This is a genomic window from Candidatus Villigracilis affinis (genome assembly GCF_016705895.1).
In the GTDB taxonomy this organism is placed as follows: domain Bacteria; phylum Chloroflexota; class Anaerolineae; order Anaerolineales; family Villigracilaceae; genus Villigracilis; species Villigracilis affinis.
Map to the genome: position 1 here is coordinate 45,097 of NZ_JADJKT010000007.1, position 11,677 is coordinate 56,773.

Genomic DNA, 11,677 nt, shown 5'->3' on the forward strand with positions numbered 1-11,677 from the left:
TCATTTTCAAGCCAGTGGAGTGAATTCCTGTTTTGAGCGTTCCGCGCCGAATATCTCTTTTATTTTTCCACGCTTTACAAATTTTGTATCGAAAATAAATTCCCAGATCTCCGCCAGCACCACGCGGATGCCTGTCAGGATCGAAGCGCGCATGATCTTCAAGTAGCGACGATCTCTGTGTGCGGCCAACCGCCACAATGCCTTCGGGCGTAAATGGAATAAAGCCTCAGTCAGTTTCACCCCGAGAAACAACTCGAAAGGTTTCAGATACGATGTGGCGATGACTTGATTTCGATACGACCATTTCGCAAGGTCAGATTGAATGATCTTCGCAGGGTCGGTGGCTTTTCCATCCGATGTCCAAAAATGCGGGGTGAGATACATGGCGTTCAAAATATCAGAATCCAACTCGAGCATGCCCCTGAATTTCTCAAAGAGGGTCTTCCATGATTCGTCTTCGAGGCCGTAGATGATGTTCGTCAGGCTGATGATGTCGTTCTGGCGTAACAACCGCACCGCTTCCCTTGAAGTGGCGAAGGGATTGTTCTTGCGGATGTCAGCGATGACATTATCTTTAAGCGACTCCACCCCCATCACAATGTAATCCACGCCCGCCTTTTTATAAAGCGGAAGCAATTCCGCATCGCGGACGACATCGGCGGCAGTCATGTTCAGGTTGAGCGAGAGATCGAGATCGGCAGCGATGATGCGTTCAAGCAATTCTTTTGCGAGATCGCGATCAGCAGCGAAATTTTCATCAGCAAACCAGATCAGCTTTACACCGAATTTTTCCTTGAGCAGTTTCATATTTTCCACAATATTCTGCGGACTGCGATGCCTCCACTTCTTCCAAAACATCCACTGACCACAATAACTGCAAGTGAGCGTACAGCCGCGGCTGAATTGCAGGCCTGCGGCATGGTCAAAGCCGAACATTTGATAATGCTTCCAATCCAGCAATTCCCAACCCGGGCGGTATTCGTCCAGGTTTTGAATCGCGGGCTGCGGACGATTGACCACGATTTCGCCATTTCTGCGCCAGGCGATTCCAGCAACTTGTTCAAGATCCGCGCTTTTTTCCCAAACCGAAATGAGGTCCACAACAGTCTTCTCCCCTTCACCGCGGACGATCACATCGATCTCTGGAACCTGCCGAAGAATACTCTCAAATGCGTAGGATGGGTACACGCCTCCGTAAATGATCCGAATCTCTGAAAACGCCTTGCGAATTTCCTGCACGGTCTGTACGACCACATTGTGGGAAGCTGTGGAACCTGAATGCCCAAGCAAAACATAGTTCGGCTGATAATCCGCAACCTCTTCCAACAGCCGATTCAGCGGCCAGCCGTTCATATCGTGGTCAACCAGTTTCACCTCGAAACCTGCATCTTTCAATGGCCCGCCAATCAATACCAACCCCAACGGAGTCAGATACCCAAGCCCTGCCTGATTGGCAATAAAGTGACGTGCAGGGTTCACCAGCATAATTTTCGTCGACATGAATACTCCTAAATAAGACTAAAAAGCACCATTAATATTTTCGTATTCTAGCACCTGCAATACTTGTGTCAAGGATTTATAATCAGTCAACTTTTCCAAAGGAACTTAAATGCAAAAAACAAAATTCATTCCCTTATCTCGAAGCCCTGTTCGCTGTGATCGTTTGGGGCGCATCGTTCATCGCCACGAAGATCGCCGTCGGGCAGATGTCTCCCATTGCCGTGGTATGGCTGCGTTTTGCGATGGGCATCCCAATCCTGCTTGTGGCCGTGGTCATGCGCAAACAATTCGCCCTTCCAAAAGGCAATGAGTGGTTGTATTTTGCCCTGCTCGGCTTTTTGGGAATCTCCTTTCACCAGTGGCTGCAATCCAACGGTTTACAAACTGCGCAAGCCACCACCACCGCGTGGATCGTTTCCACATCGCCCGCATTCATCGCCATTCTCGGCTGGCTGATCTTGAAGGAAAAACTCAACCTCATGCAATCAGCGGGTATTGTGCTGGCCATGATCGGTGTGCTGGCGGTTGTGAGCAAAGGCGATCTCGCCACCATTGCCATCGGCAAGTTCGGCACCTACGGCGATTTTCTCATCCTCATCAGTTCAGTGAATTGGGCGGTGTTTTCCATTTTGTCGCGTCGCGGCTTGAAAGACCACCCCTCCACACGGATGACGTTTTGGGTGATGACCATCGGCTGGCTGATCACCTCTGTGGCATTTTTCGCGGGCAGAAGCTACACCGAAATTTCCCAACTCGATTCACGCGGCTGGATGGCCATGATCTTCCTCGGCATCTTCACCACAGGCTTCGCCTACATCGCCTGGTTCGACGCGCTCAGCCACTTGCCCGTTGCACAAACAGGCGCATTCCTTTTTGTTGAACCACTCACCAGCATGATTGTCGCTGCGATCATTTTGAGCGAGCAGATCACGCTCGTTTCGGTTTTGGGCGGCGCGGTGATTTTGGTAGGCATTTGGTTGGTGAATAGAAAAAAGGATGAATTATGAAGGATGAAGGATGAAAGCAAGGGCAACACAAAATGCATCAGCGGAAAAAACTGAAAAGGGTGGAGGTTGGGAATACAGAAAGGGGATTCTCTACACTATCGCGGTTCCCAACTCGATGACTATTCCCAACTGCCGCGTCATCGGTTTCCGCATCGATCTCTAACCTTGAGCTTGCGTGCAAAAGCTACAAGCAGTTCCCTCCCTGGGACATGGGGCTTCGGCTTGTGGAATGATCCATTTGGATTATCGCTTGGGTTTGGGGGAAATCCGTTTCGATTGCCTGCTTTGCCAAATGCGGTCTGGTTCTTTTACGCTTCGCCGCAAAATTATTTATCTTTTACTGGCGATAAACCCGCACAAGGTTTTTTAGCACAAACATTTCGTTCGCCAATATTTCATCCACTGTTGATTCCAGCTGGATTGGCGCTGCCGTTTTCGCGCAAGGTGACGAGAAATTTATTGGGCAAGGTGATCGGCGAGGATTCAGTCGCTCTCAGCGTGGACGTCACTCAATGGCATGAATACAGGCTCGAGTGGAGTGCGAAGCGGTCCGCTTTTTGGGTGGATGATGTTCTCGTGTTTGAGTCGCCTGTGAGTCCGAACGCTTCGCGGCCGTTGGGGGTCGTCATCTGGATCGATAATCAATTTGCGGCATTCACCCCGGAAGGGAAAATCTCGTTTGGGGTTTTGAAAAATGACGAGGCGTGGCTGGATGTGGAAAATATTGTGGTAAGTAATAAGTGAGAAGATAAGAGTAAAGCGGGTCCTTTTACTTGCTACTTTTATTTTTAGAACAGCCCGGGCCAGAAGGTGGGCAGGAAAGTGCGCAGCAGGGCATCAAGGATGAGACCAACGATGAGCAGGCCGCCGAATTTGCGGTTGTGTTGGAAGGCAAAGCCCGAGAACCAGATGGGCCAGGCGGGCCAGCCTTCAGGAGCCTGTGCGGGCTTGGGCTTGTTCATGACACCGAGGATCATGAGGGCTTCCTTGTAGGCAAGGAGGATGATGAGCATGACAGGGGTGAAATAGCGCGGAACAAACACAAGGTAGGCGATAACGGCATAAATTAATATAATGGCGATCTGATCCACGCGGCGGGCGTTGGCCTCCCCCACACGGACGGGGAATGTGCCAACGCCTTTTTCCTTGTCGGGGTCGTGCTTGTCGATGTGCTTGGCAATGTTGACGCTGGCGACGCTCAAGCCGAAGGGAATGCCCGCAAGGACGACGTTCCAGTTCCAGAAGCCTGAAAGCACGAAGTACACGCCTGTGATCATGATCGGTCCCCAGATGAGGAAGATGGCGAATTCACCGAGACCCCAATACTTGAAGGGATAAGTGTATGCCAGCAGAACGACCGCGCCAAAAGCAAACAACCCGATGGTGGTCATTGAGAATTTGGTATAGAACAGGGCGTAGATTCCTGAAAGGGTGGCCAACACGCCGCTGACCAAAAACCAGCGGATGGAGGTGGAGTTATCCCAGAATTTTTGAACGAGGGGGTGAACGCCATACTGGGTGCGGAAATAGTTATCCCTGTCGACGCCGCGGTTGAAATCGGTGTAATCGTTGAGGATGTTGTTGGTGCCGTGGGCAATGAACAACCCGAGGGTGACGATCAGGAACGGGACCCATGAGAAATGTCCATCGCGGGCGGCGAGGATGCCTGCAATGACGCAGGAATAAACGGTGACAAGGGTCACGGCAGAACGGGTGGCGATCAACCATTTGGAAACGACATCGAGGGCATCCCACTCTTTCTTGTCGTCCATCTTGATGAGCTGCCACGAGGCTTTGCGCCACATAGCGAAATTAATGTGCATAGTACTCTCTCCTTGAGTAATATTGGGGCCTGTCTGAAAATTTTTGTTTACCACGAAGAATTGCGGAGCAGTCTTTGTGTGTTGAGGGTTGGTTTTCCAGACAGACTTATGAATAAAGAAAACAACCGTGCGGGATTATACAATCGTTTTGTGAAAATGATTACTATAAAAACCCCGAAAAAACCCAAAGCACCCCCTTTGCCCATTATAGTCCTCCAGAATCAAAAAATCTCCGAAAGAATTGTCTTTCGGAGATTTTCCATCGCATCAAACTGTTAGCGCCAGAAGGCGGGGAGGAAGATTCTCAGGGCCACGTCTACGAGCAGGCCGAGCATGAAGAGCGAGCCGAAGGAGCGGTTGTTGCGGAAGGCAATGGGCGCGAAGTAGAGCGGCCAACCTCCCTGCCCGTCGGGAAAACCTTCAGGACGGGTATCAGGCTTGGGCTTGGAAAGAGGCGGAAGGCTTTCGCGCAGGGATGGAATCGCCAGCAGGACGATCAACATTACAGGCGTGAAAAATTTCGTGGCGATCAAATATCCAGTGAAAAGATAGGGCAGCACCATCATCGCAATGACTGCGTAGCGGGCGGCTTTTTCGCCGATGACCACGGGCAGGGTGTGGATGTTCTTGGCCTTGTCCACGCTGATCTTGTCGATGTGCTTGCCGAAGATGACGGTGGTCACACCCAGCACGTAGGGCAGGCTGGCAATGGCTACTGACCAATTCCATTCATGCGTCAACACGTAATATCCGCCGCCGATCATCAGCGGACCCCACACCACGAGCACGGCCACTTCGCCGAGTCCCAACCCTTTGAGCGGCCAGGTGTAGAACAACACGAAGAACGCACCTGCTGCGAGCAAAATCCAAATGATGGGATCATTGGCATTCGAGAAAATAAGATACAAGCCCGCCGTCAACGCGAGGAAACCCGTCACGGCAAAGTAGGTCAAGTGCTGACGCTGGGTCATCAAACCCGAGGCGATGGGCTGGGCGCCGTACATGGTGCGGTAGTAGTTGTCCTTGTCCACGCCGCGCACGAAATCGGTGTAATCGTTGAAGATGTTATTGCTGGCATGAGCCATGATGAGACCAAAGACAAGCGCGATCCACGGGATGAAGCTGAATGAGCCATCACGCCAGGCGAAAAGGCCCGCCAACGCCGCCGAAATAAAGGTCATTATGAGAACAGCCGCACGGGTTGAGATCAACCATTTTGAGATCACATCCAGCTGATCCCACTCCTCTTTGGATACCTCGGGAATCACATTGAGGGCTTTCTTCCACATTGCAAAGTTCATTTGAAACTCCTTGAAAATTTTGACAATTATAACCAATTCAGTCTTGAATCCATCTGCGGAATTGGCGGGGCTTACCTTGGAAAGTGTCTGAAAAGTCTGTTTTTCACCTCGAGGACGCAAAGGCTCAAAGAAAGGAATATCCTATCCGCGGAATTTCGCGGCAAAGATTTTTCCCATCAGAAAACAAAACCGTCAGGCTCACATGAACCTGACGGTACAAATCGTTTTCCAAAACCGTTATTCGCTCGTCATAATGAAGAGAGGCTTCATTTCAAAGTTTTCATAGATGGGACGATAACGGTCGGTGTCGTAGAAATGCTTCACTTCCACAACCTTCTTGCTGGCCGTGACCACATCGAGCGGCATATTGTCGTAACGTCCATTTTTCAACACCACCAAACGGCCATGCACGCCCTTCAGCAAAAGGTCAAGCGCGAGGTTGCCGAACGCCATCGGAACGATTGAATCAATGGCATCGGGATCTCCGCCGCGCACCATATAACCGAGCTTCTGGTTGACCACGTCCACAGTTTTGCCTTTGTTGAACTTCGGAGAAATATCCTTGATCTGCGCCGAGACAAGGTCTCCGATGCCGCCTAATTTTGCATGTCCGTACGCATCGGTGCTGCGGTCTTCGAAGACCATTTCACCGCCTTCGTACATGGATCCTTCCGAGATCAGCAAAACGGAATAATGGCTGGGGTTGGCCTCACGGTCCTTGCTCATCAACTCAGTCAGATGCTCGATGTTGAACTTGAATTCTGGAATCACGCATCGATTCGCCGCGCCCGCCATCGTCGGCAGCATGGCGGTAAAACCCGCATAACGCCCGAAGACTTCGAGCACCAAAAAGCGTTCATGCGAGCCCGCAATAGTGCGCAGGCTGTTGGTCAACGAAATGGTGCGGGTCACGCAGGTGCTGAAACCGATGCAATAATCAGTGCCAGGCACATCGTTGTCCATTGTCTTCGGGATGGCGATCACCTTCACGCCCTCCTTGTACAATCGCACGCCGTAGCTCAACGTGTCATCGCCGCCGATGGGGATCAAATAATCCATGCCCAAAAAATCAAGGTTCTTCAATACCTCGGGCGTCAGGTCATTTTTTTCCTCGGCGTATTGTCCCTGCAAATGTTCGGGCACGCTCGCTTTTTTGATCGAACTGGGCTTCGTGCGCGAAGTATGCAGAAAGGTACCGCCCGTGCGCCCGGCACGGTTCACGATCTCTTCAGATAGGAATTGATAATTGTTGCTATTGTCTGCATTCTTATCGCGGACGATATCCACCAGCCCAGCCCAGCCGCGGCGAATACCCACTACTTGATATCCCTCTCGCAGTGCGCGGATCGTCACAGCACGAATGGCAGGGTTCAACCCTGGCACATCGCCGCCCCCGGTCAAGATTCCAATGACACCTTTTTTGTTTGCCATAATCACCTCTTTGACTTCAGCGATTATACATCTTCGACGTAAAAAACGCGCCTCTTTCTCAACCTGAATCCTGCCTCTGCTTCGACAAAGAGTCAGCACTGAAAGTGTGCCGCACTATCACGTCCCGCGAAGGTGCGACACACTGACAAGTTATTTCTTATCCCTCGCCAAGTTCTGGAATGGGTTCCACAGGATTGCGGTTGGCGATATAGTTCTCAACCCAGAAAATGACAAGCGCGACCCAAACAATGCCAAAACCGATCAAATGCGACTGGTCGAACGGCTCATGATACAGGAAGATGCCGATGAGAAATTGCAATGTCGGCGCGATATATTGAAGGATGCCCACCATCGAAAGCGGAATCTGTTTTGCAGCGGAAGCGAACATGAGCAGGGGAATCGTAGTGACAATACCCGCACCCATCAGGAACAGATCCACTTGCAGGCCGTCGTGCATGAAAGCCCCACTGCCGCCTGCCTGGACGAATATCAAATAGACCAAAGCGGCGGGAAAAACAATGCCTGTCTCAAGAGTAAGGCCATAAAGTGAGCCAAGCGGCGCAAGCTTTTTAACAAGCCCGTAAATACCGAAAGAAAACGCGAGCGTGAGTGCGATCCACGGCAGGCGGCCATAAACAAAGGTGAGATAAAACACACCGATCGCAGCAATGATGACGGGAATCCACTGTGCAGGGCGCAGCCGCTCACGCAGAAAAATGACCCCAAGCAAAACGCTGATGAGCGGATTGATGAAATAACCGAGGCTGGTCTCCACAATAAAACCCGAATTTACACCCCACACATAAATGAGCCAGTTAATGGAAAGCAGCACACTCGCAATGGCATATATGCCGATGGTTTTGGCATTGAACGCCACATTACGAAAATCCTGCCATTGTTTTGTAGCGAGGACATAAATCAACAGAACGATAAAAGACCAGACAATGCGATGACCAATAACCTGCAATGCAGGAACCACATGCAGGAATTTCCAATAGATCGGAAAAAATCCCCATAGCAAATAGGCGCCCATGCCGTACAAAATTCCTTTTTTCATTTTTCTCCTTTGGGTGAGTAAATGGATAAACGGATAGACAAGTCCAATAAAAAATGACCTTGTTCTTTTGGCAACAAGGTCATTGATGGGTGCAGTATTTTTTCTCTTACAACTTTCTCAAAAACCACTTGCCTGAAACCACTTCATTCACATCACGGGCGAAATCGCCCGCAGTGGCATAACGATCAACAGGATCCTTTGCCATGGCCTTACTGATGACCTCCTGCCATACAGCAGGAATATTGGCTCTGATCAGGCGGATGTCAGGAATGGGCATGCTGATATGCGCATTGATCAAACCAGTGGTGGAATTGCTTGAAAAAGGAAGCTGGCCTGTGAGCAAACGATACAAAACAACGCCCAAAGCATAAACATCAGAGCGGCCATCCAGGCGGCTACCTTTGATCTGTTCAGGGCTCATAAATGCGGGAGTTCCAACCAGATATTCCTCGCCGTCTTCATCGGAAACCTTCTGCGATTTGGCAATGCCAAAATCTGAAAGAAAAGCCTCGCCCGTCGAATCAAAAAGGATGTTCGAAGGCTTCACATCGCGGTGGATGATATTCCTTGCATGGGCCGCATCCAGCGCATCGGATACACGCTTGAGAATGTGCGCCATGTCGGTCAGCTTGATCTCGCCCTTTTTGAGATGATCATCAAGGCTGCCGCCAGACATGTGCCGCATGACAATGTACGGCTGCTCTCCATGCCAGCCAAAATCATAAATGGGGACAATACTGGGATGCTCAAGGGCGGCGATCACCTCCGCCTCCTGCTGGAAGAATTCACGGTACACATCCTCCAGGGTGCGGCTGTACATCAGCACTTTTACGACGACCTGACGCTGGATATACGGGTCACGCGCCAAAAATATGACACCCATTCCTCCCTGTGCAATTTCACTCTCAACTTGGTATCGGCCAATTGTGGATACGGTCATCTTCCCTCGGGCTGCTTTTAAGATAGATAGGGGCTAGTATAGGTCAATTTGTGCGAGTTGGCAACTTACTATTCCCAATCAATTATTTGACGACCTGCAAAACCCGCTTCGATCTCGTGCCAGAACTGAATCTCCCCCTCGCCGTATTTCCAACACAGATACACTTCCCTGCCATCGCGCAAAGCGGTGAAGTCGATCAGCCCAATGGTCAGATCCTTGATCTCGATACCCATATCCTGAACCTGATGATACATCGCATCAAGGTGGTCAAACTCCACAAGCAGTTTGCTCAAGCGGGGATTTCCACCATTGCCTGCAGATTTCCTCACCAATTCCCATAACTCGGGCTGGTTCTCGCGGATCTTTGCCGCGATCTCCATCATCTCCTCCAGCAGCGGGCGGATGAGATTCAGGGTCTCATTTGCTTCATTAAGTGTGTAATATTTTGGCATAAACGGAAGTATAACGGAAACGCGGAAACAGGGAAATGCAGAAAGCAAGTACACACATAATCCTATGTGTGTACTTGCTTTCTTGTCTTTTTACTTCCGCTCTTCCCCTTACTTTACAACCGCCGTATATCCCTTTTTCTTTACAGCCGCCACGATCTGTTCGTCGCTTAGTTTGGACTCGTCATATTCGATGACCATCTCCAGCTTGTGATAACTGGCGTTAATCTCCCTGACGCCTTCGAGCGTGTCTTCGAGGGATTCAAGCTTCATGGCGCAGTTGGTACAGGTCATATCTTCGACTTTGAAAGTTTTCTTTATCATATGAAATTTCTTTCCTCTTTATTCTTTTTTCACCAAGAGAGAATGGCATTTACTCAAAAACGATCTGCCCCGTGTACATACCCATCGAGCAGGTGAAAAACAAGGTGCTTCCTTTTTCCTGGGCTGGGATATTCACCTGAACCGTCCCTGTATCTGGAAGAAGTTCATAGTAATCCAATGCAGGGATGACGAAGTCACGCGCGCAAGAATAGGTTTCGTTGGTAATGAGATTCAGGGTGAAGTCTTTGCCTGCCTGGGCCTTGAGTGTCGTTGGGAAGTAACCGTCGTTGTTGACGTTGAGAATCAGGCCATCGGCAGAGATGGGTTGTTGAGGAGAAACTGCAACAGAGTTGGATTCACTTTGAGATGGGAACCAGTTTCGGGTCAGGTTTTGAAACGAGAGCGGGGAGCCGATCAAATTGAGTCCGCCGTCGAGAGTCACAAATCCCAAAATCAAAACCAACACGGCCACAAATCGCATAAAGAATTTTTCTAGTTTTGAACCAAGTTCCGTTGTCAGATATGCGATGACGAAAAAGACGGGGCTTGTGCCAAGCGTAAACGCAAACATCAAAGCCGCGCCCATGCCTGCGCTTCCCGTTCCAAGAGCAGTGGCCATCATCGCCTGGGTCACGCCGCAGGGAATCAACACAGTCAGCGCACCGAGGAAAACGGGGGTGGCAGTGTCTGTACCTTTGGCGGTTTTACGAATGTAGCGTTTGATAAATGACGGCGGCTCGATGGAGAAAAATCGAAAAATGGGATGCACATTGAACATGCGCAGCGCGTTGCCGATCATGAAAACGCCGATGAGGATCATCAACATGGCACGCGTCATTGGGCTGAGGGTAAGATAGGAACCAACCAATCCGAGAAGTGCACCAAGCAATGTATAGGCGACGATTTTGGAGATCAGGAAAAGCAGGATCGGGAAAGCGCTGCTTGTATGTGAGACAGTCGTTTTCTTCATGTTCTTGCCACTTGCAACCTGACCAACGTAATCCTGCTCGATCTGGTGTGCAAGTGAACTGGCAAGCAGACCGCCTTGCACAGCCAGGCAGCTCAACCCACCGGTGGTGAGGCCTGTAATGAATGCGACCATGAGTTGACTCGTCGTGCTTGCGTCACCGGCAATGCTTGAGCCCGATGAAAATGCGATCAAAGCCATGGCGATCGCGAGAAAAACAACACCTATCGTTACGATGACAACAGGGTCAATGGATTGCTTTCGATTCTTAGTCATTCGACCTCTAAAACAAGAAATGTCAAGAAGATAAGGCATAGGGAGCGTTACTTCTCCATGCCTTATCTTCTCCGTGATAAAAAATCAATTAGCGTTTTCCGCCATCCCAAATGACGAACGGCATGTTGATGACAACACCGGGTTGTTCAATGGTGAGTTCGCCAGCCGTTTCAGCATCCAAAACCTCGGAGACTGATTTGAGTTCGCGTGCCTTGGTCTCATCCGTCCATGTGATCACATTCAAGCGGCGGAGCGGGGTATATCCATCGGTGCCGGGCGGGTTGTCAAAAACATCCGCCTGAAAACCGAAAGGCCCGGAACCTGCAATGCCATTGGTAAAGACGTATACATTTGCGAGTGATTCATCAGGCACATTCGCAAGCGAAGGCACAAGGATGACGGGAGATTTCATCATACCGGTGAGTTTTTCGGCCACGCCCGCGTCGGAGGCTTCGGTATGAACGAAATAAATTTCCTTGCCTTCAGCCCATGCTTTTCCAGCAGGCAATTCGGCTTTGGGCATTTCGGCGGCCTTTGGGGCGCAAGCGGTCAAGAGGACCATTGCAACGATGATAAAGAGAGAAAGTTTCTTCATGTTAATA

The 11,677-nt window shown here is 50.3% G+C and carries 12 protein-coding genes; 2 read left to right on the forward strand and 10 right to left on the reverse strand.

Annotation, left to right across the window (positions count from 1 at the left end; all coding sequences use genetic code 11):
• Positions 1–6 precede the first annotated feature (6 nt).
• Entirely contained in the window at positions 7–1,500 is a 1,494-nt protein-coding gene (locus IPI86_RS04945) for a radical SAM protein (protein ID WP_345296880.1), read from the reverse strand.
• Between the two features lie 65 nt (positions 1,501–1,565).
• Here IPI86_RS04945 and IPI86_RS04950 point away from each other — a divergent pair, with 65 nt between their 5' ends.
• Both IPI86_RS04950 and IPI86_RS04955 read left to right on the forward strand, forming a co-directional pair.
• The gene (locus IPI86_RS04950) at positions 1,566–2,507 is read left to right on the forward strand and encodes a DMT family transporter (RefSeq protein WP_345296881.1); all 942 of its coding nucleotides are present in this window, start codon (positions 1,566–1,568) and stop codon (positions 2,505–2,507) included.
• 66 nt (positions 2,508–2,573) lie between these two features.
• Complete coding sequence (locus IPI86_RS04955) at positions 2,574–3,251, forward strand: hypothetical protein (protein WP_345296882.1); 678 nt, start codon at positions 2,574–2,576, stop codon at positions 3,249–3,251.
• A gap of 44 nt (positions 3,252–3,295) precedes the next feature.
• Here the strand turns inward: IPI86_RS04955 and IPI86_RS04960 are convergent, their stop codons facing one another.
• The 9 genes from IPI86_RS04960 to IPI86_RS05000 form a co-directional block, all read right to left on the reverse strand.
• Positions 3,296–4,330 (reverse strand): prenyltransferase, encoded by a 1,035-nt coding sequence (locus tag IPI86_RS04960; protein ID WP_345296883.1) that lies wholly within the window; start codon positions 4,328–4,330, stop codon positions 3,296–3,298.
• A 275-nt stretch (positions 4,331–4,605) separates the two neighbouring features.
• On the reverse strand, positions 4,606–5,631 hold the full coding sequence (locus IPI86_RS04965) for a prenyltransferase (RefSeq protein ID WP_345296884.1): 1,026 nt from the start codon (positions 5,629–5,631) through the stop codon (positions 4,606–4,608).
• Between the two features lie 237 nt (positions 5,632–5,868).
• Positions 5,869–7,062, reverse strand: a complete 1,194-nt coding sequence (locus IPI86_RS04970) for a 6-phosphofructokinase (RefSeq protein ID WP_345296885.1) — start codon at positions 7,060–7,062, stop codon at positions 5,869–5,871.
• Positions 7,063–7,219: 157 nt separating this feature from the next.
• Positions 7,220–8,119 (reverse strand): EamA family transporter RarD, encoded by a 900-nt coding sequence (rarD, locus tag IPI86_RS04975; protein ID WP_345296886.1) that lies wholly within the window; start codon positions 8,117–8,119, stop codon positions 7,220–7,222.
• 106 nt (positions 8,120–8,225) lie between these two features.
• The gene (locus tag IPI86_RS04980) at positions 8,226–9,059 is read right to left on the reverse strand and encodes a serine/threonine-protein kinase (RefSeq protein ID WP_345296887.1); all 834 of its coding nucleotides are present in this window, start codon (positions 9,057–9,059) and stop codon (positions 8,226–8,228) included.
• Between the two features lie 68 nt (positions 9,060–9,127).
• The gene (locus tag IPI86_RS04985; RefSeq protein WP_345296888.1) at positions 9,128–9,511 is read right to left on the reverse strand and encodes a DUF2203 domain-containing protein; all 384 of its coding nucleotides are present in this window, start codon (positions 9,509–9,511) and stop codon (positions 9,128–9,130) included.
• 108 nt (positions 9,512–9,619) lie between these two features.
• Positions 9,620–9,832 carry a cation transporter gene (locus IPI86_RS04990; protein ID WP_345296889.1) on the reverse strand — a complete coding sequence of 71 codons (213 nt, stop codon included), beginning with the start codon at positions 9,830–9,832 and terminating at the stop codon, positions 9,620–9,622.
• 49 nt (positions 9,833–9,881) lie between these two features.
• Positions 9,882–11,075, reverse strand: coding sequence for a sulfite exporter TauE/SafE family protein (locus tag IPI86_RS04995; RefSeq protein WP_345296890.1), 1,194 nt, complete (start codon positions 11,073–11,075; stop codon positions 9,882–9,884).
• An 88-nt stretch (positions 11,076–11,163) separates the two neighbouring features.
• Positions 11,164–11,670 carry a hypothetical protein gene (locus IPI86_RS05000; protein WP_345296891.1) on the reverse strand — a complete coding sequence of 169 codons (507 nt, stop codon included), beginning with the start codon at positions 11,668–11,670 and terminating at the stop codon, positions 11,164–11,166.
• Between the last annotated feature and the right edge of the window lie 7 nt (positions 11,671–11,677).

What these genes read in the sequence shown, in the direction of transcription:
- IPI86_RS04945 (WP_345296880.1), bottom strand. Translation starts at nt 1,500, where the DNA reads ATGTCGACGAAAATTATGCTGGTGAACCCTGCACGTCACTTTATTGCC.
- IPI86_RS04960 (WP_345296883.1), bottom strand. Translation starts at nt 4,330, where the DNA reads ATGCACATTAATTTCGCTATGTGGCGCAAAGCCTCGTGGCAGCTCATC.
- IPI86_RS04965 (WP_345296884.1), bottom strand. Translation starts at nt 5,631, where the DNA reads ATGAACTTTGCAATGTGGAAGAAAGCCCTCAATGTGATTCCCGAGGTA.
- IPI86_RS04970 (WP_345296885.1), bottom strand. Translation starts at nt 7,062, where the DNA reads ATGGCAAACAAAAAAGGTGTCATTGGAATCTTGACCGGGGGCGGCGAT.
- rarD (WP_345296886.1), bottom strand. Translation starts at nt 8,119, where the DNA reads ATGAAAAAAGGAATTTTGTACGGCATGGGCGCCTATTTGCTATGGGGA.
- IPI86_RS04980 (WP_345296887.1), bottom strand. Translation starts at nt 9,059, where the DNA reads ATGACCGTATCCACAATTGGCCGATACCAAGTTGAGAGTGAAATTGCA.
- IPI86_RS04985 (WP_345296888.1), bottom strand. Translation starts at nt 9,511, where the DNA reads ATGCCAAAATATTACACACTTAATGAAGCAAATGAGACCCTGAATCTC.
- IPI86_RS04990 (WP_345296889.1), bottom strand. Translation starts at nt 9,832, where the DNA reads ATGATAAAGAAAACTTTCAAAGTCGAAGATATGACCTGTACCAACTGC.
- IPI86_RS04995 (WP_345296890.1), bottom strand. Translation starts at nt 11,075, where the DNA reads ATGACTAAGAATCGAAAGCAATCCATTGACCCTGTTGTCATCGTAACG.
- IPI86_RS05000 (WP_345296891.1), bottom strand. Translation starts at nt 11,670, where the DNA reads ATGAAGAAACTTTCTCTCTTTATCATCGTTGCAATGGTCCTCTTGACC.